General features: G+C 59.4%; 21 protein-coding genes. 7 read left to right on the top strand and 14 right to left on the bottom strand.

Going from position 1 to position 20,696, the window contains the following annotated elements:
• Nucleotides 1-397: 397 nt before the first annotated feature.
• Nucleotides 398-619, top strand: a complete 222-nt coding sequence (locus tag A9Q02_RS13565) for a hypothetical protein (protein WP_097653625.1) — start codon at nucleotides 398-400, stop codon at nucleotides 617-619.
• A gap of 85 nt (nucleotides 620-704) precedes the next feature.
• On the opposite strand, the gene A9Q02_RS13560 is transcribed toward A9Q02_RS13565, so the two are convergent.
• The 14 genes from A9Q02_RS13560 to A9Q02_RS13495 form a co-directional block, all read right to left on the bottom strand.
• Nucleotides 705-2,759 carry a hypothetical protein gene (locus tag A9Q02_RS13560; protein ID WP_141508909.1) on the bottom strand — a complete coding sequence of 685 codons (2,055 nt, stop codon included), beginning with the start codon at nucleotides 2,757-2,759 and terminating at the stop codon, nucleotides 705-707.
• Between the two features lie 5 nt (nucleotides 2,760-2,764).
• Nucleotides 2,765-3,433: a nitroreductase family protein gene (locus A9Q02_RS13555; protein ID WP_097653623.1), complete on the bottom strand. Its 669-nt coding sequence runs from the start codon at nucleotides 3,431-3,433 to the stop codon at nucleotides 2,765-2,767.
• Between the two features lie 14 nt (nucleotides 3,434-3,447).
• Nucleotides 3,448-3,666, bottom strand: coding sequence for a Franean1_4349 family RiPP (locus tag A9Q02_RS13550; RefSeq protein WP_097653622.1), 219 nt, complete (start codon nucleotides 3,664-3,666; stop codon nucleotides 3,448-3,450).
• 124 nt (nucleotides 3,667-3,790) lie between these two features.
• Nucleotides 3,791-5,209 (bottom strand): MFS transporter, encoded by a 1,419-nt coding sequence (locus A9Q02_RS13545; RefSeq protein WP_097653621.1) that lies wholly within the window; start codon nucleotides 5,207-5,209, stop codon nucleotides 3,791-3,793.
• Nucleotides 5,210-5,321: 112 nt separating this feature from the next.
• On the bottom strand, nucleotides 5,322-6,131 hold the full coding sequence (locus tag A9Q02_RS13540) for an ABC transporter permease (RefSeq protein ID WP_245860542.1): 810 nt from the start codon (nucleotides 6,129-6,131) through the stop codon (nucleotides 5,322-5,324).
• The gene (locus A9Q02_RS13535; protein ID WP_097653620.1) at nucleotides 6,121-6,978 is read right to left on the bottom strand and encodes an ABC transporter ATP-binding protein; all 858 of its coding nucleotides are present in this window, start codon (nucleotides 6,976-6,978) and stop codon (nucleotides 6,121-6,123) included. The genes A9Q02_RS13540 and A9Q02_RS13535 overlap by 11 nt, the downstream gene beginning before the upstream one ends.
• An 18-nt stretch (nucleotides 6,979-6,996) precedes the next feature.
• The gene (locus tag A9Q02_RS13530) at nucleotides 6,997-8,067 is read right to left on the bottom strand and encodes an ABC transporter substrate-binding protein (RefSeq protein ID WP_216361516.1); all 1,071 of its coding nucleotides are present in this window, start codon (nucleotides 8,065-8,067) and stop codon (nucleotides 6,997-6,999) included.
• A complete protein-coding gene (gene lipB, locus A9Q02_RS13525; protein ID WP_245860543.1) occupies nucleotides 8,064-8,726 on the bottom strand; it encodes a lipoyl(octanoyl) transferase LipB in 663 nt (220 codons plus the stop codon). The genes A9Q02_RS13530 and lipB overlap by 4 nt, the downstream gene beginning before the upstream one ends.
• Before the next feature lie 26 nt (nucleotides 8,727-8,752).
• Nucleotides 8,753-9,640, bottom strand: a complete 888-nt coding sequence (locus tag A9Q02_RS13520; protein WP_097653617.1) for a DUF58 domain-containing protein — start codon at nucleotides 9,638-9,640, stop codon at nucleotides 8,753-8,755.
• Between the two features lie 9 nt (nucleotides 9,641-9,649).
• Complete coding sequence (locus A9Q02_RS13515; RefSeq protein ID WP_097653616.1) at nucleotides 9,650-10,663, bottom strand: AAA family ATPase; 1,014 nt, start codon at nucleotides 10,661-10,663, stop codon at nucleotides 9,650-9,652.
• A 530-nt stretch (nucleotides 10,664-11,193) separates the two neighbouring features.
• Nucleotides 11,194-12,885, bottom strand: coding sequence for a coiled-coil domain-containing protein (locus A9Q02_RS13510; RefSeq protein ID WP_141508907.1), 1,692 nt, complete (start codon nucleotides 12,883-12,885; stop codon nucleotides 11,194-11,196).
• Between the two features lie 5 nt (nucleotides 12,886-12,890).
• Nucleotides 12,891-13,310 carry a zinc ribbon domain-containing protein gene (locus A9Q02_RS13505; protein WP_097653614.1) on the bottom strand — a complete coding sequence of 140 codons (420 nt, stop codon included), beginning with the start codon at nucleotides 13,308-13,310 and terminating at the stop codon, nucleotides 12,891-12,893.
• A gap of 87 nt (nucleotides 13,311-13,397) precedes the next feature.
• The gene (tatC, locus tag A9Q02_RS13500; RefSeq protein WP_245860541.1) at nucleotides 13,398-14,180 is read right to left on the bottom strand and encodes a twin-arginine translocase subunit TatC; all 783 of its coding nucleotides are present in this window, start codon (nucleotides 14,178-14,180) and stop codon (nucleotides 13,398-13,400) included.
• The gene (locus A9Q02_RS13495) at nucleotides 14,177-15,046 is read right to left on the bottom strand and encodes a twin-arginine translocase TatA/TatE family subunit (protein WP_097653612.1); all 870 of its coding nucleotides are present in this window, start codon (nucleotides 15,044-15,046) and stop codon (nucleotides 14,177-14,179) included. Before A9Q02_RS13495 ends, tatC begins: the two co-directional genes overlap by 4 nt.
• Before the next feature lie 134 nt (nucleotides 15,047-15,180).
• Here A9Q02_RS13495 and A9Q02_RS13490 point away from each other — a divergent pair, with 134 nt between their 5' ends.
• The 6 genes from A9Q02_RS13490 to rpoD all read left to right on the top strand — a co-directional run bounded on the left by A9Q02_RS13490 (nucleotide 15,181) and on the right by rpoD (nucleotide 20,603).
• Nucleotides 15,181-15,825, top strand: coding sequence for an ABC transporter permease (locus A9Q02_RS13490; protein WP_097653611.1), 645 nt, complete (start codon nucleotides 15,181-15,183; stop codon nucleotides 15,823-15,825).
• A 12-nt stretch (nucleotides 15,826-15,837) separates the two neighbouring features.
• Entirely contained in the window at nucleotides 15,838-16,776 is a 939-nt protein-coding gene (locus A9Q02_RS13485; protein WP_245860540.1) for a glycine betaine ABC transporter substrate-binding protein, read from the top strand.
• Nucleotides 16,777-16,865: 89 nt separating this feature from the next.
• Nucleotides 16,866-17,849, top strand: coding sequence for an ABC transporter ATP-binding protein (locus tag A9Q02_RS13480; RefSeq protein ID WP_097653609.1), 984 nt, complete (start codon nucleotides 16,866-16,868; stop codon nucleotides 17,847-17,849).
• Complete coding sequence (locus tag A9Q02_RS13475) at nucleotides 17,846-18,469, top strand: ABC transporter permease (protein ID WP_097653608.1); 624 nt, start codon at nucleotides 17,846-17,848, stop codon at nucleotides 18,467-18,469. The genes A9Q02_RS13480 and A9Q02_RS13475 overlap by 4 nt, the downstream gene beginning before the upstream one ends.
• Nucleotides 18,470-18,483: 14 nt before the next feature.
• The gene (locus tag A9Q02_RS13470) at nucleotides 18,484-18,969 is read left to right on the top strand and encodes a hypothetical protein (protein ID WP_097653607.1); all 486 of its coding nucleotides are present in this window, start codon (nucleotides 18,484-18,486) and stop codon (nucleotides 18,967-18,969) included.
• 497 nt (nucleotides 18,970-19,466) lie between these two features.
• Nucleotides 19,467-20,603, top strand: a complete 1,137-nt coding sequence (gene rpoD / locus A9Q02_RS13465; protein ID WP_097653606.1) for an RNA polymerase sigma factor RpoD — start codon at nucleotides 19,467-19,469, stop codon at nucleotides 20,601-20,603.
• Nucleotides 20,604-20,696: the final 93 nt, after the last annotated feature.

Here is a 20,696-nt window from a genome sequence, read left to right as displayed (position 1 = left end):
TCCATCGTGTCCTCCTGAAGCGTTCGATCATTCCTTCAGAAGGATACACGATGGGCTACCACTTTGACGTAGCCCTACAACATGGCGCTGTAGCGCGACACCGCTGGCGCGACTTTGAGCGGTCGGCGTGTGCCGACGGCCAGCAGCGATCCCAACGCCTGCCAGCGGCGCCGCTGAAGCTGGGCGTTGGCTGGCAATTCCGATGCGCTCGATCAGGTCACTCCCTCTCTTCCATGTGGTACAATTGCCATGTCGTGACCAGTGGTGCCAGTCGTTGATTGAGCCTATGAAATGGGTCAGGGCAGATGCGTATCTATTTTGACACATGTAGTTTACAGCGTCCGCTTGACGAGCGCAGCCAAACTCGCATCATGCTTGAGGCAGAGGCGATACTTGTATGAGTACCACCGCCTATCTGGCCTTAACCGAAATAAACGAGATTGCCGTACGCGTGCTGGTGCAGGAACTCGGCATCGCGAACACCGCACGCTTTATCAACCAATTCACACGCGGTGTCGGCGATTCTCTTGCCGAAAAAGATCGCCTGTTTGGTCATATGACCGTGGCCGAGCTTGCTGCAGCAATTCGTCAAACAACAACGCCGCCCGGATCAAAATAACCGGAAGGAGATGGAGCGTTGGGCGGCGGCGTAACGGGTTGGGGGCACACAGTGGAGTTCGTGCATCAACGGCGTTACGCATCCATCACAACGCCCCCGGCGGCAACAAATACCAGAGCACGCGGTTGCCCCACGCCGTCAGGCTTTGCCAAAAGAGCCAGATGAGCAACAGGCTGACGGTAAGCTTGCCGGCTCGGCCCCGTTGCCAGAGCCACGCGCACCCAGGGCCGCTCAGCAGCGCAACCAGCGGGGCAATGAAGACCATGTGTTTGTTCCAGAGCCCGAACCATTGCTCGGCAACCGAGGTGGCGATCAGCAGCGCGGCGTAACCGAGCCCCAGGTGGGTGATGAAGCGGTTTCGCCAGTTCCAGACCAGCACGATGAGCACAAGCCCGGCGAGCATCACGGGCCAGAGGCGAAAGTGCGCCACGAGATGCTCGGGAAAGCTGTTGATCGGCGTGCCAAAAAAGGTGTCACTGCTCCGCCCGACGCTCCCTTCGCTCGCGATGAGCCCAAGATAGGCCGGGATGGTGCGCTGAATGAGGGTCAGGGTGTAGCTGCGGTAGACGATGACCCAGCCGACCAGAAAGGCCAGGCCGACGGCGGGAAGCAGGATCAGGCCTTGACGCCGCGTGCGGCTTTCGCCCAAGAAAAAGAGGCTGCCTGCAATGGCGACGATGAGAAAGGGTATAAAGGCAAGATGCGTGACGTAGGCAGCGATCGCGATGCCGAGCAGCAGGATGGCGCTGCTCCAGCGAAGCCACGTCTGGCCCTGCGGTGCCGGTTCGAGCGCCCATTGCAGCGCAACCAGGGCCATCAGGGTGAGCCAGATGCCGATGGTGGTCGGGAAGCTGCCGTCGTGAAAAAAGAGGTAGCCGACCGGCAAGCCGGCGTAGATCAGGCCGCCCCACGCGGCCCCCCAGCGCGGCTGTGGCCCCTGACGCATCAGGGCAAGAAACAAGAGCGGGAAGGTGGCTTCGAGCAGGGCCGTCACGATTTTGACGGCTTTGATCAGCTCAAAGGGGCTACTCCAGACGACGGTCAGCGGCAAGAGCAGATAGTAGGTGACGAGGCTATAGGGCACTGGTTCACGGGTGCCCCATTCGTACTGTTGCTCGAGCCGCTCGCGCACGACCGCTTCTTGCCCGTCGGCAATCAGCAGCAACTGATTTGCGCGGAGGCCGTGGTCAATGTTGATAAACTGCGGGTGCAGCATCCCGGTGAGCCGGAAGACAAAGATGAGCAGCACGGCGAGCCGTACCAGGACCAGGGCCTGGGCATTGGGCATCGGTCGGTGTTGGCGGAGATCGGGGAGGCGGAGGGTCAATGCGAGCACAAGGGTGTACGTAAGCACCTCAACCAACACGGGCAGCGCCAAGGCAGCCTGCAGGCGCAACGCAATGCTCGTGCTACCGCCCCCCGCGACCAACAGGCCCGCCCCAACACACAGCAACCCACTGAGACCCAGCGCGATCCGCGTTGCCACCCCGCTGATCCGCAGGGCTAGCAGGCTCAAAAGCGCCACGAGACCGAGTTGCAACGCCATCCCTGAAGGCGGCGGCACCATCCCTTGTTGACGTGAGGAAAGCGTCAGCTGGTCAAGCGAGACGCCAAGCAAGCGCGGGTCATCGGTAACCCGAAAGCCCGGCACCTCAAGGTTCAGCACAAAATCGCCGCTGGCCGGATCGCTCAAACCCGCTGGCACCAGCAGCCACACCTCTTGCATGCCGTTGCGTACCTGCATCTCGGCAAGCACCTGCGCCCCGCTACTCAGACGTACCACCCGTTCGGGGGGCGCATCAGGATAGCCAAAAAAGCGCAGGCGCACCTCGAAGGGGGCCGAACCAACGCCAGGCACACGGATCTGCGCCTGCTCGGTCGTCCAGCGCTGAAAGCCAAACGCCCCCGCCTCGGGCGGATAGACGCCACGGAAGCTGAGGGGCGACGGATTAGCGGCAAGCGACTCGTTGACCGTGACCGGGAACTGGTAGCCAGCCGCAAGGGTCAGCCAGGCAAAAAAAGGCACCACCAGCAAGGCCAACCAGAGTTGATCGATCAGCCTTTTGTGGGAAGAAGAACCGGCTGGCCTAGTTGCCTCCCGCCCACGCACGGCCTGGAGCAACGCGCTTGATCTGCCCATCCAGTTCAGGTTCCCTCGCCGGGCTCGTCAGGCGCACGGCGTTGCTTCCAGCCATTCCAGTGCGTACGTTCGCTGGCCGGGGCACGTTGCGCCGGGCGAAAATCGTCGCCGGTATAGTAGGCCACCGGCAACAGCACGGCCTGGGTCAGATGTGCCGGAAGCCCCAGCAACGCCGCGACCTCGGCTTCTTCCTGCAGGTGCAACGTCGTCCAGACCGAACCGAGGCCACGGGAGCGCAGAGCCAACATAAACGACCAGGCCGCCGGCAAGATCGACCCATAGAGTGAAGCCTGGGCCGTGACGCCTTGCTGTTCGACGCGCCCCTCGTAACAGAAGAGCACCATCACCGGAATTTCATGAAAATGCTCAGCCAGATAGATCGCCGACGCTTGCAAAGCATTCGTCGGCGTATAACGCCCCCCGTGCGGACCTTGCGGCGCGCCAAAATAGGCGGCAAACGAACGCCGATATATCTCGGCGATGCTTTGGCGCAGGGTCGCATCAGTAATCACGACAAAATGCCAGCGCTGGCGATCCGACCCGCTCGGCGCCTGAGTCGCGATCTCCAGACAGCGCTCGATCACCTCAGGTTCAACGGGGCGGCTCAGATCAAGTCGTTTGCGCACCGAACGGGTTGTCGTAAGCAAATGATCAATTGTCGCAAGATCAAACATAGCTTCTCTGCAACCTAAATAAAACCACGTCCGGCACGCTTCGACAGACGCGGATCGAGCGTCCCGGCAAACGCCTTCAGACTCTCGGTATCAAGCGCATCAAGCGCATCGAGTTCATCATCGGTCAGTTCATAGGCGGCACACGCGCTACGTGCGCCTTCAATCAACTGCTGACAAAACTCAGCATCGGTAATCGCCCGCCCAATAACCTGCTGCACAACATCCAATGACATAGAGAGCATCCTTTGGGATGGTGTCTAGAGTATACACCATCTTGCGGGAACCCGTGCCCGGATGTATGGCCACACCATCGCCCGTGCCCGGCATCGCCCGTGCCCAGTGCGGGGCACAGCAAACTCACGCACCCGAAGAAGCCTCACTCGTCGCCAAAGCAGTTGCTAATTCCTCGCCATGCGATTTGAGCCCCAGGCTCAACAGGAACATCACGCCCATGCAGACCGCCGAGGCGAGGTAGGCGATGGCAAGACCGGTCATCCCGCCGCCCCAGGCATCGGCAATCACGCCGAGCGTTGCAACGACGAGCAGGTTGCCAACGCTAATGCCTACGTTCACCAGACCCTGCGCGGCCCCACGCTCTTCGAGGTTGACTTCGTTCAAGACAATCGTGCGCAGCGTGCCCCCGACGATAATGCCAACCCCAAGGCCAATCAGCATGCTGGAAGGCAAAAAGATCCAGAGCCCTGCCGTTTCAGTGAGGCCAAGCAAGGCCGAGCCAAGGCCGGTCGTACCAAAGCCGATCAGCATGACCAGACGCGAGCCGAGGGTATTGAGCAGGCGCCCAAAGATCACCGAACCCGCCGATGATGCAATCACCAGAGGCAACAAAAGGAGTCCGGCTCGCTCGGCGGCAATGCCAAGCCCAGCGACGGCGACCGAGGCGATGTAGATCACACTCCCCATGCCAAAACCAGCCCCGCAACAGAGGATGTAGGTCAGGCGAAGCTGACGTGAGTAGAAGAGGTGCAACGGTACAACCGGGCTAGCGGCGCGGCGCTCGACCATGATCAGCAACGGGACACAGAGCAACGCCAGGCCAAGCAACGCCGGCCAGAGCATCAAACCAAGCGCGTTGTCGAGCACCCGGTTGATCCCGAGCACCAGACTGGTCAGCATCACGGCCACCACGACCACCCCGGCCCAATCGAGGGGTGCCGGGTTTGCGGCCAGTTGTTTGGCGGGCAAGTTCCGCAGGCCGAGCCAGATCACGACTGCCGCGACCGGCAGGTTGATCAAAAAGATCCACTGCCAACTCAAGACCAGCAGAATCAGCGACGCTACCAGTGGCCCCAACAGAAAAGCCATGCCAAAGGTCGCCCCTAGCATACCGAGCGCCTTGCCCCGTTCTTCACGCGGAAAAGCATCGCCCACCATCGCACTCGCGGTTGGCGTCACGCCACCCGAAGCAAAACCCTGGATCGCTCGCCCAAGCAAGAGCACCGTAAAACTTGGAGCCATCGCAATGATCAACGACCCGAGCGCAAAGCCGGTAACACAAAAGAGGTAGACCGGGCGCCGCCCGTAGCGATCACCCAGGCCAGCCATCAAGGTCGTGCTGCTGAGCGTTGCCAGACTAAAGATGATCGTAATCATCCCGATCTGACTATTGTCAACCCCAAACACCTGGCGCAAGGCAGGCACCGCAGGCGCAACGACTGCTGTATCGAGCGCCGCCATAAAGACCCCGACAAAAAGAACCAGCATAATCCGCCGACGTGAGAGCGCATCAACTGCGGCATCAAGGCGCTGAGCGTGCATAGGAACTCCGTCCTACAAGCTGTGAAGGAAGATTCCTGGGGGCCGTAAGCCCCAAACCCAACGCCTATTATAATCAATCTTACGCTATAGTCAATCTTGACTATAGCGCAACTCACGCCAACCCCCAGCGTTCGCGGACGCGGCGTTCGATGGGGGCAAAGAGGATCTGGTCGATCGTGACACCGACGATAACAATCATCACCATGACCGCCATCACCTGGGCCGCATCGTTCAGGTCGCGCCCGGTCTGCAGTAGGTTGCCAAGGCTCAGGGTATAGTAGAGCAACTCGCCAGCCATGAGTGAGCGCCAGGCGAATGACCAACCCTGTTTGAGCCCGTTGAGGATCGCGGGAAGGGCCGCAGGCAAAAGCACCTGGGTATAGAGGCGTACCCCACGTGCGCCAAGGTTGCGTGCCGCTTTCAAGTAGACCGGCGGCGTATTCTTGACGCCGGCTTCGACGCCGAGCGTGATCGAAAAGAGCGCCCCGAGCACAACCACAAAGATGATCGCCCGTTCGTTCAACCCAAACCAGAGGATCGCCAATGGCAGCCAGCACACACTCGGCAACGCTTGCATGCCAAGCACCAGCGAGCCGACGGTCTCCTGGATGAGTTTGTTGCGCCCGAGCAGCAAGCCCAGCACGAGGCCAAGCGAAAGCGAGATGCTGTAGCCGATCGCGAGGCGACGCAGACTCACCAGGGTCGCAGGAAGAAAGAGCCCCTGAGTAACTCCTTCCCAGAGTGCGTTGGCGACGATCAGCGGCCCAGGAAAAAGATATGGCGGCCAGATTTCGAGGCGGACGATGCCTTCCCAGATGCTCAGCAGGATCAGGTAAAAGATGAGCCGTCGGATCCACGGCATGACTCTGGCCCGACCGAGATGTGGTTGTTCGGCAAGCATTGTCGTCATCTCACCACTCATCGTTTGCCTCCTCATCGGGACGTTGACCAGCGTGCAGCACCGCGAGGATTTCGCGGGCCTGGTCAATCGTCTGGTGATGTTCGAGGCTCCGCGGGCGAGGCAGGGTGATCGAAAATTCTTGTATGATGCGTCCAGGGCGCGGCGAAAAGACAAGCACCCGATCACCGAGCGCCACCGCTTCCCGCACGTTGTGGGTCACAAAGAGGATCGTCTTGCCGGTGGCCGCCCAGATCGTCTCGAGTTCGATCTGCAACTTATCACGGGTCAGCGCATCGAGCGCCCCAAAGGGCTCGTCCATCAAGAGTACCGCCGGATTGAGCACGAGCGCACGGGCGAGCGCGACCCGCTGCCGCATGCCGCCCGAAAGCTGATGCACATAGCTATGCTCAAATCCACTCAGATGCACCAGTTCCAGATATTCGCGGGCCATGCGCATCCGCTCGGCTTCAGGCATACCGGCCTGCCGCAAGCCAAAGGCGACATTATGCTGCACATCAAGCCACGGAAAAAGCGCCGCTTCTTGAAAGAGCAAGACCCGGTCAATCCCTGGGCCTTGCACTTTGCGCCCACCCGCCCGAATCAGACCACCCGACGGCGGTTCAAGCCCGGCAATGATGCTCAAGAGCGTGGACTTGCCGCAGCCACTCGGCCCGAGCAGGCAGATCAGTTCACCCGCTTTGACCTGCAGATCGACCGGGGCAAGGGCTTCGACCATACGACCACGGGCGAGAAAACGCTTGCTTACGCCAACAATTTCCAACGAGATCCCACCCGAAGGCTGATCCAACGCATCAGCCTTCCCAGCAACCGCTTGCCCGTGCTGCGCCACGAGGTGTCGCTCTGCCATGTTTCGCTCCAATCGAGGCTATGGCAGCACCATTGGTGCCAGCCCCTGCCCTCCAAGCACCTTGTTCAGCAATGCAAGGTCGTAGATATTCTGGAGATCGGGCTCCGTTGCCCCCAGAAAGCCAAGTGCGTAGGCATGATCCGCTGCCAGCAAGAGGGTTGCGGGCAAGGGATCATAGGTAAACTCCAGGGTCGTGAGCGAACGCTTCAGCACCTCTTCGGGAAGTGGCCGTGTCGTGATGCGCTCGATCTCCTGGTTGATCAGCTGCGCTGCCGTTGCAGGCTGCGCTTGCATGTATTGTACGGTATCAACGTGCGCACGCAAGAAGGCTTCAACCAGATCGGGATGCTCACGCAGAAAACGGGGATGCACGACCAGAACCGTGCTGATAAAACGGCCTTCGGGCCAGAGCGAGCGCTCATCGATCAAGACGGTGCCACCCGCTTCCAGTACCAGCCGCGAAACCCACGGTTCCGGCACCCAGGCCCCATCAAGATCACCTTTGCGAAAGAGCGTCAGAATATCAGGGTTCTGGCTCGGCAAAATGGTGACGGTGCCGCCACGATCCGCCGGTTTGAGGTCGTACTGCTGCATCAGGTGGCGCAGGGCGACATCCTGGGTGCCGCCATACTGCGGGGTCGCGAAACGCTTGCCAGCAAAATCGGACGGTCCATTGATGCCCGCTTCGGGGCGCACCACCAGTGCTGCGCCACCCTCGGCGGCCCCGGCAATGATGCGCACCGCCTCGCTGTTGCTGCGCACATAGCCATTGATCGCCGGGTTCGGCCCGAGATAGCCAAGGTCAACCTCGCCGGCAAAGAGCGCCTCGACCAGCGATGGTCCAGCATTGAAACTCGTCGTCACCAGCGTCACCTCTGGGCCAAGCGCCTCTTGAAACGTACCTCGTGCAACCCCAACCAGCGCGACCCCGTGGGTGACATTCGGAAAATAGGCCAGGCGCAGCCGATCGCCCGCAGGCAGACGCTGCCCGCTTAGCGTGCATCCTGCCAGCAGCAAGAGTACCATCAACCAAACGAAGTGTCGCCGTCGCACCAGGGACAAGCCCACAGGCTTTAGCCGTAGGTTCATGACGGCGTGTCCCGAGGTTCACAGGTCACGCCAAAGAGCGCACAAAAGTGGGCCAGCACCCGCTGCTCAACGTCGACCAGCGCTGGCGCCGTGCCAAGCAGCGCCTCCAGCGAGGTCACGGCCCGATCGCTGATGCCGCACGGCACTATCTGCGCAAAACCAGCGAGATCCGGGGCAACATTCAGCGCAAAACCGTGCGACGTCACGCCGGACGCACTGAGCCGCACACCGAGCGCACAGATCTTGGCGGTGCCTCCGTGTACCCAGACCCCCGTCAGACCGGCGACGCGTTCGCCCACCAGGCCATAATCGGCCAGCGTGCGGATGATGACCTCTTCGAGCGTGCGCACATAACGCCCGAGATCGGCACCGTGGTGGGAAAGCTTGAGCACAGGATAACCGACGAGTTGGCCGGGCGCGTGATAGGTCACATCGCCCCCGCGGTCACTGGCGACCAGCGCAAGGCCCCGTCCCGCCAGTTGCTCCGCCGAGAGCAACACATGCGCAGGGTCGGCACGCACCCCAAGCGTAATCGTGGGCGGATGTTCGAGTAACAAGAGCGTATCAGGCACCTCGCCCGCCGAACGCGCCGCCACCAGACGCCGCTGCCAGGCCAGCGCCTCGGCGTATGGCACTAACCCGCCACGGATCAGATCCATCCGGCGGAGGGGAGCATGGCTCGTCATTAGCGTAAGACCCCTCGTTTGCGCAAGCGCCCCAGCACAAACTCCTCGACAGGAACACCCGTATCAACCGGCAGGTAGACGATCCCCCGACCACTGCAAAAGCTCTCGATCTCATCTTGCCACGCCGCAAGTTGCTCGCGGTAGCGGCGCAGCAGATCAAGATCGGCACTGATCTCGACGGCTGGCCCGCCCTCGACATCAATCAGGCGAAAATCGCCATCGAGTTCAGGCGACAATTCCTGAGGGGCGAGCGTATGCATCAGCGTAATCTCAAACGGGCGCGACGACAGCGTCTTGAGGGCCTCTTGCCAGTTGGCATCAAGCAGATCCGAGCAGAGCAAAAGTGGCCCTGGATTCCGGGCCGTCTGCATATAGCGCCGACAGGATTCGGTAAGGTTGCCGCCCCCACTGACCCCTAGGCGTTGGAGAAAGGTGAAGAGCCCAATAGCCCCCCGTTTCCCGCGCACACTCGGCATCTGCACCGGCGTCGCGCCGGCCGCAAACGCACTCACACTCACCCGGTCAAGATTGCTCAGCGCAATATAGCCAAACGCAGCGGCAAGCTTCGTCGCATACCGCAGCTTGTTCGGCGTTCCCCAATCCATCGAGGCACTCGTATCCACCAGCAGATGAACCGTCAACTCTTCCTCAGCCACAAAGAGCTTGAGAAAGACCCGCTCCATCCGCGCATAAAGGTTCCAGTCAATCTGACGGATATCATCGCCGGGCGTATAGGGGCGAAAATCGGCAAACTCAACCGACGAACCACGGCGCGGACTGCGACGTTCGCCCTGAATCTCACCCGCCATTGCCCGCCGGGTCAAGATCATCAGCCGATCGAGCTTGCGCAAAAAACTGCTCTCGAGCAGCGGTTCGGTCGTGGTCATAGGGCCAGCCTATTCCTCTTTAATCGCCTCAAGCACGCCTTTAACCACCTCATCGGGCGAAACGCCCTCGGCCTGCGCCTCAAAATTGAGCACCACGCGGTGGCGAAGCGCTGGTAGCGCGGCCAGCTTGAGATCGGCAAACGAGACGTTATAGCGGCCATCAAGCAGCGCCAGGATCTTGCCGGCGAGAATAAGCGCCTGCATGCCACGCGGCGACGCACCATAGCGCACATATTGTTTTGTGACCGACGAAGCCTCACGGGTCTCGGGATGGGTCGCCGAAATCACCCGGGCCGCATAGGCGAGCACATGGCTCGCAATCGGTACCGTTCGCGCCAGATCTTGCATCTCGACAATCATCGCCCCACTGGTCACGTGGCGGATCGTCGGCTGACGTTCGCCCGTGGTACGCTGCGCAATCTCAACCAGTTCAGCCGTGGTCGGAAAAGGCACATTGACCTTGAAGAAAAAGCGGTCAAGCTGGGCTTCCGGCAGCGGGTAGGTTCCCTCCATCTCGAGCGGGTTCTGGGTCGCCAGCACAAAGAAGGGCGGCGCGAGCTTATGGATCGTCTTGGCGACACTGACCGTGCGCTCTTGCATCGCCTCAAGCAGCGCCGACTGCGTCTTGGGCGTCGCACGGTTGATCTCATCGGCCAGCACCAGATTGGCAAAGATCGGCCCCGGCTCAAACCGGAATGTCTTGCGTCCCTGCTCATCTTCGCTGATCAGCGTCGTCCCAATAATATCGGCAGGCATCAGGTCGGGCGTAAACTGGATGCGCGAAAAACCACAATCAATCACATCAGCCAGCGTCCGCACCAGCGTCGTCTTGGCAAGACCGGGCACGCCCTCAAGCAGCGCATTGCCACCGGCCATCAGCGTCACCACAACCTGGCGGATCAGTTCACGCTGCCCAACAATCACATTGCCCACCTCAGCTTCGATCATCTGGGCACGCCGACGAAATTCATCAGGACTAATCCGATTGACCGCCGCCGCGGTCTTGGGAAGAGCTTCACTCATAGATGTTTACCCTTTAGGGCGGGAAACCCACCCGCTTTCAGCGGTGGGAGGAACGCCCCTGCTTTCGCCGCTTTAGCGCATTGGGTTGCGTCAAACAGCTCTTTCTGGCACAATTGTGTTACGTGCAAAGGCACAAGTCCGGCTCGGGCCGGTGGACCCGGCTTCCAGGCACATGTCCAACGAAACTTTGCGGGTTCCATTGGGGAAATCTCCGATAGGTAAAAGGTTGAAGGTCAGATGTTCGCATCTGTAACTGCTGTTGGGTTCGCCCGGCAGGGCCTCGGTAAGCAGGCCGTACTGCTCGGATCCTGGCGTCTTGCCAGGAGCGCCAGGGCAAAGCCCTAGCCTTTAGGCTTGGGTAGCTTACTCTGTCAATTCCTTACAACGTCCTTGCCAAACAACGTAATCGCCTGGCAAGGACGTTTGCATCTGCATCTAGACGTTTAAGACATGGTTCAGAATTGGGTATGCTGGCTTGACAGTATCGTATGCTGATGCGCTCACCTATTTCCTAGTTGCTATTTCCTAGTCTAAGGCTCAAGCTGCGAAAAATAGTCCCGGACAAAATCCTTCAAATGGGGAGGAATATATCCACGATCGAGCGCTTCGCTGGCGGCCTGGCTATATTCGGGGAAGATCTGCTGATAGGGGACGACCGACGGACTATTCGTGCCCGGCAGCGTACTCTGCCCCGGTCGCGTCTCGGTGGTTCCGCCTGAACCCTGCTGACCCTGGACAAAATCGGGGTCGCCCTGCAAGCCCGATGGGCGGAAGGGCTGATAGACCAGGCCCTCGCTGCCTGAGCCACTGCCTTGCTGACCTGAAGGTCGGTTTGGATCAACATTGCCCGGATTATTGCTCTGCCCGGCCCCAAGGTTATCGGCATTCGAGCCGCCACCACCACCGGGTTGTTGCCCATCCTGGCCCTGGCCCTGGCCCTGCTGACCCTGCTGACCCTGCTGGCCCTGCTGGCCTTGCTGACCTTGCTGGCCTTGCTGACCTTGCTGACCTTGTTGGCCTTGCTGACCTTGTTGGCCTTGCTGACCTTGCTGGCCTTGCTCACCCTGTTGCGCCTGCTGGCCTTGCTGACCTTGCTGACCAGCCTCAGCGACCTCTTGACGTGCCCCCTGCACTTCGGCAAGCGACTCCTGCGTACTCTGCTGGTTCGCCAGCGCTTCTTGAGCCTGACGCACCTCATCCGCAGCCTGAGCAAGTTGCTCGGCGGCGCGCTGGGTATCGCCCTGTTCAAGCGCCTGCGACGCCTGCTGCAGATTCTGGGCCACCTGAGGATTCGCCGAGGACTGCTGGGCTGCCTGCTGTCCGAGTTGCTCGGCCAGTTCGGCGCGTTCAGCGTCACTCAACTGGTCAAGCTGGCGAGCCAATTCTTCGAGTTGTTGCGCGGCCTGCTCCACACTCGGTCGCTGCCCAGGCTGGTTACCCGCGAGATTCTCTAGATTACGCGCCATCTGTTCAAGCGCCGCCCGCTGCGCATCGCTATTTGGGTCAAGGCGCTGTTGCAACCGCGCCTCAGCCGCCGACAGATCCGCCAGAGCCTCCTGGCGATCACCGGGGTTATTACGCAACTGCTCTTGCAACGCCTGCAACTCGGCGAGAATCTGCTCACGATCTTCAGGCGAGAGTTGCGTATCTTCAGCGATCTGCTGCTGCAACTCGGCCAACTGCTGATCAGTCTGCTGTAACGCCGCTTGCACCGCCTGACGTTCGGCAAGCACAAGATCCTGGGGATTGGGCAAACCAAAGAGTAACAGAAGCGCGAAGGCAAGCGGAGCGAGCGACCAGAGCAGGGGGGTACGGGCGACCCGCAGCGGCAACTGCCCAGCCTTGAGCGCCTGAGCGACACTGCCTGCATCCTCCTGTTGCCGTTCACTCAACAGATCGTGCGCATCGCGGTCGTGCAACTCGATAGCGGTCGCCAGACGCTCACGCAGGCCAAGGATCAGGTCCACGCGGCGGGCGACCCGCACCAGCGGCAGCGGACGGAAGAGGCCATAGCCAAGGACGATGAGGAACCAGATCAGGAGAGGGAGCAGCGCCCACAACAGCAAGTTTGCAATCGGCACCAACCGCCCGAGCAACGCCACCCCGGCCATCGCCAGCGTCGCCACCCAGAGGCTCTGACTGGCAAACCAGAGTGTATCGCTCAAGCGGAGGCGCAACCCGAGGGGGCGCAACTGCTGCCGCACCTGATCATATGGTGACACGGTACTCAACCCTCTTTTTTCCAGACGTGCTTTTCAACAATTTGACGGGTCAAATTGCCATGATCCCAGATCTCAACCACACGTTGACTAACAATTGTCACCGCCCCGAAAACAGCCTCGGCTTGCGGCAACCCATGCGACGGCGTAAGCGTCGTCGTTTGCGGAACAACGGCAAGACTCGTCGGCTCACTACGGCGTCGCAACCACGCGATCCCCGCCTCGACCGCAACAGCGGCGAGCCCCACGGCAACAGCTTTGCCCACCTGGCGCACCTGCGTGAGCGGGATCGTCTGCCCGGCGATCACCAGGGCATCAGACGGGCGTTGCGCCAAGGCATGCTGCTCAAGTGAAGCCCCGCACGCCCCACAGAAACGATTTTCCATTGGATTGCCATGCTGGCACACCGGACAGATGCGCTCGACCATCTGCTTTTACCCCTCGTTTAACCTGACACCAACGAACGACCCCTTCTTTGCAGTATAGCACCGTGCGAGGGCGCGGCGCAAATCTGTTCAGCGTTTTGGCACAAAGCGCGCCATAATCGCCCCAAGCTCATAGAGCAAATACATCGGAATGGCCAGCAACGCCAGATTGATGGGATCGCCCGTTGGCGTAATCAACGCAGCAATAATCACGACCGCCAGAAAGGCAAACCGGCGATACTTTGCCAGTTGGCTGGCAGTGACAACGCCAAGAAAGGCCAGCACATAGATGATCACAGGCAACTCAAAAACAATGCCGTTGATCAGGAGTAAGGTCGTAATGGTGCGAATAAAGTTAGCAACTGATGGTTGACTTTCGATTAATTCTGAGCCTGAAAAGCCAATCAGAAAACGAATTGCCGTTGGCACCGTAATAAACCAACCAAAAGCAAGACCAGCCACAAAGAAAAAGGTCACAAACGGGAGCGAGATATAAATAATCCGTCGTTCGCGTTCGTTCAAACCAGGCACAATGAAGGCCAGCAATTGATAGACAATCACTGGCATCGCCATAATCAGGCCAACCGTCAGGGCAACCGTCATATAACTGGTGAACTCTTCGGTTGTGCCAACCGACTGCACAGGCGGGCGATCAGTCAGGGGCGCAAAGGTATTGATAATGAGATCAACCAGCTTGAACGGCCCCATCACCAGAAAGACCCCGAAACCGACCCCAATGAAAATCCCGATACTCGCTCGCACCAGGCGCATCCGCAACTCTTTGAGATGCTCAATGAGCGACATAGCGCGCTCATCTTCAGTCGAGCTACCCGAGGCGGGCGGCTTTGTTCCTTGTTCTGTCTTGGTCGTCACCGTGACAACGTCTCCTGCGCTTGTACTTCACCCTCTGGCGACCACGACTCGCTCAAGAGGCCCCGTTCACGCAATTCAGCAACCAGATGGTGCAGTGCGATCGTCACAGCCTCAAGCTGTCCCACTAGTTGGGCGTGCTCTTCAACACTCAGCGTTACCGTCGCTGGCTGTGGCTCAGGCTGTGCAGGTACCTCATGCGAGTCAGACGTCTGCGGTTCAGTAATCGTTCCCTCGACTGGTGCAACAGAAGCCCAGTCTTGCACTGAGTTGAGCACACCCGTAGGCTGAGTTGCCGCCATCCGCGCCGGGCGTGGTGGGGTCGGCACACTCCCTGCGGCAGGGGCAGGCACAAGCGGTGGTGGTGGCACAGCGAGTTGCTCACTCACCGTCTGGGCAGCCTCGGCAAGATCATCGGGCGCAACCACACCATTCGAGTGTGCCACCTCGGTCAGGTTCGCCACCTCAGGCCCTAGCTCCGCCACGGCGCTCGTCTCACGCGGAGGCAGGATCGTCTGGGCGGAATCGCCAGCCATCAGATCGATAGCCTCGGCAGGCGTAGGCGCCGAGTCGGTCAAACGTAACATCGGGCGCAACTCATCGCGGATGTTGGTCAGATCAGGTGAAATATCGAACTGCTTGCGCGTACGCACCAGCTCATCACGCAGGCTCGCAATCTCTTGCTCAAACTCAGCGCGCACCTCATTGATCATCTGGAGTTCAGGTGACTGCTGTTGCCAGGCGAGAAACCGGGCCACCTGCTTGCCCGCGAAGCGCCCTAGTTCAGGCAATCGCTCAGGCCCAAAGATCACCAGAGCGAGGCCAGCAATAATCAGCAACTCGGTCAAATGAATATTAAAAAACTCCATCGCTGCCTTTCGTCTCTAGGCTTGCTCTGCTACCATCTTACCATAGCATTTGACGTACATCGGTGAATGTGCGAACATAAAAAGAAGACCATAGGCGGCGTCATTCCGCACAGCTTCCAGGAGACTCTTTGCTCATGATCGAACTGCTGGGCGAGGCCTACGCCTACTATCTCGCCAATCAGACGCGCTTCTGGACCGAGTTTGGACGCCACCTGACCTTGAGTGGAGCGGCCCTTGGCATCAGCATTCTCGTGTGCCTGCCACTGGGGATCTGGGCTGCACGTCACGCAGCCAGTGCGCAGTATCTTATCAATGCAGTTGGTACGCTGCGCCTTGTTCCCAGTCTGGCGATCCTCTTTCTGGCCCAACCCTACCTTGGTACTGGTTTCACCCCGGCTTTGATTGCCCTCACGGTGCTGGCCCTCCCCCCGATTTTGATCAATGTCTATGCTGGGCTGCTTGGCGTTGAACGTGCCATTGTTGAAGCTGCCCAGGGCATGGGCATGACGGTGCAGCAGCAGTTGCTGCAGATCGAACTGCCGCTCGCGTTACCCGTCATTCTGGCGGGAATCCGGATCGCAGCGGTTGAAGTTATTTCAAGTGCGACGCTCGCCGCCTTTATTGGGGCCGGTGGGCTCGGCATTTTTATTACCCGTGGCTTTGCCCTCTTCGAGCCACGCATTATGCTGGTTGGTGCCGTGCCTATTGCGCTGCTCGCCCTAGGCAGCGATCTGCTGCTTGGTCAGGCCGAGCGATGGGCAACGTCGTATCGTTCATAAGGAGACATGGTGATGAGAACGTTGTTGCGCGCATGGCGTCCGGGAACGCTGATCCTGCTGTTTGTGCTGGTGCTGGCTGCCTGTGGAGGACAGCCGACGGCTGGGCCGGGTGATGGGCAACCAGCCAACCCGACGGTCAAGATCGGCTCAAAGAATTTTACGGAATCACTGCTCGTAGGCGAAATGTACGCCCAGATGCTCGAAGCCAATGGCTTTACCGTCGAACGCAAACTCAACCTGGGGGCCACACCAATTGCCCATACAGCCCTGACCAGTGGCGAGATTGATCTCTACCCTGAGTATACGTCAACCGGTCTGCTCGAGGTCCTCAAACAAGAGCCCATCGCCGATGCGGCTGGCATTCTGGCTGCGCTGCGCGAAGGCTATGAAAGCCAGTTCCAAATCACCTGGCTCGAACCAGCCCCGTTCAATAATACCAATACCTTTGCCATGACCGAAGCACGGGCTGCCGAGTTGGGCGTGACGAGCTTTTCAGACCTGGTACCCTTCTCGGGTGAATTGCGGCTCGGTGGGCCGCCCGAGTTTCCCGAGCGCGAAGATAACAAAGCCGTGCTCGCGCTCTATGGCTTTGATCCGAAGTTCGGCGGCGACAACTATGTGCAACTCGATACCGGTGGGTTGCGCTATGAGGCGCTCGTACGTGGTGATGTTGAGGTTGTCGTCGCTTTTGGGACGGATGGGCAACTGGCCGGGCTCGGCTTGCGCCCCCTGGTTGACGATAAAAATGCCTACCCAATCTATCAAGTGAGCCCCGTGATTCGTCAGGCAACCCTCGAGGCCAATCCGACCATCGCCGATCTGCTCAATCGCCTCTCGGCATCGCTAACAGGCGAAGTGATGTCGGGGCTCAACTGGGAAGTTGATGGGCCAGACAAACGCGAAGTGCCCGATGTCGTGCGTGATTTCCTGACCAGTCAGGGCTTGATCTAAAGGTTCATCTTCCTGCTGGGAGCGAGGGCGTCCCACCCTCGCTCCCAGCAGGAAGATGAACCTGCACATTAGATCTAAGGGTTCCATCCATGAGCATGCTCGTTGCTGACGAACTGACCAAACAATTTCCTGGCGAAAGTCAGCCAGCCGTTGATGCAGTCAGCTTTACGGTTGAGCCAGGTGAATTCATCGTCTTGCTGGGTCCTTCGGGATGCGGCAAGACGACCCTGCTCAAGATGATCAACCGGCTGTATGAGCCGACGAGTGGCCGCTTCTTCATTGAGGGCGTGGATGCCCGCGATATGCCGGTCACCGCGTTGCGGCGGCGCATTGGTTATGCCATCCAGCAGACCGGGCTCTTTCCGCATCTGCGCATCGCGCAGAATATCGCGGTGGTGCCCAGGCTGCTCGGCTGGTCGAACGACCGCATCGAAGCACGTATCGATGCGTTGCTCGACCTCGTTGGCTTGCCCCGTGAGTTTCGCCAACGCTATCCACGCCAACTCTCGGGCGGGCAGCAACAACGCGTCGGCCTGGCCCGCGCCCTGGCCGCCGATCCGGCGATGATGCTCATGGACGAGCCTTTTGGGGCGCTCGATGCAATCACGCGTACGCGCCTACAAGATGAGTTGATGGCGATCCAACGCAAATTGCACAAGACGATCCTCTTTGTGACGCATGATATCGAAGAAGCCTTGCGGCTCGCTGATCGGGTGATGGTGATGAAGGATGGGCGGATCATTCAGTTTGCCCCGCCCCTCATGCTCCTCGCTCAACCAGAAGACCCCTTTGTGGCCGAGTTGACTGGTGCGAGCGATCTGCTCCGTCAGTTGAGCCTGATTACCGTCGAGCGAGCCCTCGCGCATCCTGGTCTCCAACCGTCGACCGATGAGACTGCTGACCTGACGCCGCTGCATCCGCAGGATGACCTGCGTTTGGCCTTGACCCGCCTGCTCAGCGTCGGTGACGAGGGGTTGGTCGTCGTAGAGGACGGGCGCATGTGTGGCCGGTTGACGCTGAACCATCTGCAAGCAGTGCTACGAGACACGGCACTTCTGGGAGCGCAACGATGACCTACCTGATCCAGAACTGGCGCTCGGTCGGCAGCCTGCTCGGCGAACACCTCTGGCTCACGCTCTCGGCGCTGGCGATCGCCCTGGTCATCGCCGTGCCCACGAGCATTCTGCTCGTACGGGTTCCACGGCTGCGTGGGCCAGTGCTCGGGTTACTGGGGATACTCTACACGATCCCTAGTCTCTCGTTGCTGGTCTTGCTGATCCCACTGTTGGGTCTGGGCTACTGGCCAGCGGTCGTCACGCTGGTCATCTATGCCCAACTGGTGCTGGTGCGCAACCTTGTGGTTGGCATGACCGAAATCGACGCCGCGATCCTTGAAGCAGCCAATGGCATGGGTATGAATGGATGGCAACGGCTGATCATCGTTGAATTCCCGCTGGCCCTGCCGCTCATGCTCGCCGGGCTTCGCATTGCAACCCTCTCGACAATTGGCATTGCCACGATTGCCGCCTTTATCAATGCTGGCGGCCTGGGGGTGCTGCTCTTTGACGGTGTCCGTAGCAGCAACCAGGAAAAAATTGTCGCCGGAGCGCTTGCAGTCTCCCTGCTCGCGTTTGGGGCCAACGCCCTGCTGCGCCAAGCCGAACGCTGGTCACGGCGCGGGTTGGATGCGTAACCACAGGATATACCGTGAGCTTCCTGACGATCCTCGAAATCGCGAGCTATATAGTCACCATTATTGGCCTACCCTATGCCATTGTGATCTATCTCCGCGAACAGCGCCTGGCCGAACAACGTGACGAAGAAGCCGTCTATCTCGCCCTGATTGATGAGTACGTCCGCTTTCAAAAACTCATTCTCGAGCACCCCGATCTCCACCTACGCATGATCGGCACAGCGCCGCCACTGAGCGACGATCAGCAAGAACGACGGCTGATCATCTTTGACATCCTCGTCTCGCTCTTTGAACGAGCCTACATTCTCGTCTACGAAGAGGAGATGCCCCCCCGTCAGCAGCGTCTCTGGCGCTCGTGGGAGGGCTACATGCGTGAATGGTGTCGGCGCGAAGAATTTCGCACCACGCTGCCGCTGCTGCTTGAAGGCGAAGATAGCGACTTCGCGACCCACATTAGCCGCATCGCTGCCCAGGAAGCCGCACGCAAGCAAGCGGGGTAACCGTCTGCCTCAGCGGTAGGTGCCACGTTGACGGCCACGACAAAAGCTGCAATCGCCCGATAACGGTCGCTATAAGGGGTTGACTTTCACCATGGGATAGTGCTATAGTAGCAACCAGTACATCAACGGGGTGCCAGGATCGCGTCCCTTCGATTGTGTGATCCTGATGGGGTTGGAGCTACCCAGCTCGACCCTCTCTTTATGCTAATGCAGGTCATACGATGGCATAGGGGCCAGAGTGGGGTAACAAACTCGCTCGGGCCTTCATCGTTCTTTGGCATTGCGATGACATAATGATCGTGGTATGCTGAAGAGTCTATCCTTGCGCCGGGTGAGCGTTGATATCGCAAGTTGGCAGGAAAGGCTTGACAGCATGTGTATGATAGAAGTACATACGACTGCTGTTGGCAGCACTTGATATGACGAGTGGTGTCAAGCGTTTCCTGGAGATTAGGATGGTAACGCAGCACAAACTATCCACACAGGAGTCGGGTCTGATGATCGAGCGGCTGTTAGAGCTAGCCCGGAGTCGAGGGTATCTCACGTATGGTGAGATCCTTGAAGCGTATCCGCAACCAGAATTTGAAGTTGCAGAGGTTGATCAACTCTACGCTAGATTGCAAGCTGAAGGCATTAAAGTCGTTGAGTCGGCGGCCGAACTGGAAAAAATCACCGAACTCAGTGATGAGGAACCTGTCAGCGACCTGCATGATCTGGCTGACATTGCGTTTGATGATCCTGTCCGGATGTATCTCCAGGAGATTGGACAGGTGCCGCTGTTGACTGCGGCTCAAGAGGTGCAACTCGCCAAGGCGATGGAGTCTGGCGATGCGGCAAAAGTTGCCCTCGAACGCGAAGAGTATGTGACCAGTCGCGAGCGCCTCTTGCTTGAGCGTGCTTTTGCCCAAGGCCAGGAGGCACGGCAACACTTGATCCAGGCCAACCTCCGCCTGGTGGTTTCGATTGCCAAAAAATACACGTCGTATGGCCTGACCATGATGGATCTGGTGCAAGAGGGCAATATTGGCTTGATGCGTGCCGTCGAGAAGTTTGACTATACCAAGGGACATAAGTTCTCGACTTATGCCACCTGGTGGATCCGTCAGGCGATTACACGGGCGATTGCGGATCAGAGTCGCACGATCCGGCTTCCTGTGCACATGGGTGAGGCAATTAGCCAGGTTAAACGCACGAGCCACAAGCTCCAGCAGTCGATGCAGCGTGAACCAACCCCAGAAGAGATCGCTGAGGCGATGGGCATCAGCGCGGGCAAAGTGCGCCGTACCCTCGAAGCGAGTATGCATCCGCTCTCCCTCGAAATGCCGGTTGGGCAGGAGGGTGAAGGACGGATGGGCGATTTCATTGAGGATGATCGCATCTCGACCCCTTCTGAGGCCGCCGCCGTTTCGATGCTGCGTGAGCAGATCGAAGAGGTGCTGCAAAAACTTCCCGAACGTGAGCGCAAGATAATACAACTGCGCTATGGCTTGAAGGATGGGCGCTATCGCACGCTCGAAGAGGTTGGCGTTGAGTTTGGCATTACCCGTGAGCGCATTCGCCAGATCGAGGCTGTGGCCCTGCGTAAGCTGCGCCATCCTCACCTGGGGAAGAAGCTGCGTGGGTACCTTGATTAGGGCTGTCGCCCTACAATCCAGTGTTTTACTCATCGAAAAAGCCAGCATAGCTGGCTTTTTCGATGAGTAAAGCAAGGGTTCTAAGGAGTTTCT

It is taken from the genome of Candidatus Chloroploca asiatica (assembly GCF_002532075.1).
Taxonomy (GTDB): Bacteria; Chloroflexota; Chloroflexia; order Chloroflexales; family Chloroflexaceae; genus Chloroploca; species Chloroploca asiatica.
Note: the sequence above shows the minus strand (reverse complement) of the source record. Positions and strands in the feature narration are given on the sequence as shown.

What these genes read in the sequence shown, in the direction of transcription:
- A9Q02_RS13485 (WP_245860540.1), top strand. Translation starts at nt 15,838, where the DNA reads ATGAGAACGTTGTTGCGCGCATGGCGTCCGGGAACGCTGATCCTGCTG.
- A9Q02_RS13540 (WP_245860542.1), bottom strand. Translation starts at nt 6,131, where the DNA reads ATGAGTGGTGAGATGACGACAATGCTTGCCGAACAACCACATCTCGGT.
- lipB (WP_245860543.1), bottom strand. Translation starts at nt 8,726, where the DNA reads ATGGATCTGATCCGTGGCGGGTTAGTGCCATACGCCGAGGCGCTGGCC.
- A9Q02_RS13550 (WP_097653622.1), bottom strand. Translation starts at nt 3,666, where the DNA reads ATGTCATTGGATGTTGTGCAGCAGGTTATTGGGCGGGCGATTACCGAT.
- A9Q02_RS13545 (WP_097653621.1), bottom strand. Translation starts at nt 5,209, where the DNA reads ATGCACGCTCAGCGCCTTGATGCCGCAGTTGATGCGCTCTCACGTCGG.
- A9Q02_RS13480 (WP_097653609.1), top strand. Translation starts at nt 16,866, where the DNA reads ATGAGCATGCTCGTTGCTGACGAACTGACCAAACAATTTCCTGGCGAA.
- A9Q02_RS13520 (WP_097653617.1), bottom strand. Translation starts at nt 9,640, where the DNA reads ATGACCACGACCGAACCGCTGCTCGAGAGCAGTTTTTTGCGCAAGCTC.
- A9Q02_RS13515 (WP_097653616.1), bottom strand. Translation starts at nt 10,663, where the DNA reads ATGAGTGAAGCTCTTCCCAAGACCGCGGCGGCGGTCAATCGGATTAGT.
- A9Q02_RS13505 (WP_097653614.1), bottom strand. Translation starts at nt 13,310, where the DNA reads ATGGTCGAGCGCATCTGTCCGGTGTGCCAGCATGGCAATCCAATGGAA.
- A9Q02_RS13495 (WP_097653612.1), bottom strand. Translation starts at nt 15,046, where the DNA reads ATGGAGTTTTTTAATATTCATTTGACCGAGTTGCTGATTATTGCTGGC.
- A9Q02_RS13560 (WP_141508909.1), bottom strand. Translation starts at nt 2,759, where the DNA reads ATGGGCAGATCAAGCGCGTTGCTCCAGGCCGTGCGTGGGCGGGAGGCA.
- A9Q02_RS13530 (WP_216361516.1), bottom strand. Translation starts at nt 8,067, where the DNA reads ATGAACCTACGGCTAAAGCCTGTGGGCTTGTCCCTGGTGCGACGGCGA.
- A9Q02_RS13535 (WP_097653620.1), bottom strand. Translation starts at nt 6,978, where the DNA reads ATGGCAGAGCGACACCTCGTGGCGCAGCACGGGCAAGCGGTTGCTGGG.
- A9Q02_RS13475 (WP_097653608.1), top strand. Translation starts at nt 17,846, where the DNA reads ATGACCTACCTGATCCAGAACTGGCGCTCGGTCGGCAGCCTGCTCGGC.
- A9Q02_RS13565 (WP_097653625.1), top strand. Translation starts at nt 398, where the DNA reads ATGAGTACCACCGCCTATCTGGCCTTAACCGAAATAAACGAGATTGCC.
- A9Q02_RS13490 (WP_097653611.1), top strand. Translation starts at nt 15,181, where the DNA reads ATGATCGAACTGCTGGGCGAGGCCTACGCCTACTATCTCGCCAATCAG.
- A9Q02_RS13555 (WP_097653623.1), bottom strand. Translation starts at nt 3,433, where the DNA reads ATGTTTGATCTTGCGACAATTGATCATTTGCTTACGACAACCCGTTCG.
- rpoD (WP_097653606.1), top strand. Translation starts at nt 19,467, where the DNA reads ATGATCGAGCGGCTGTTAGAGCTAGCCCGGAGTCGAGGGTATCTCACG.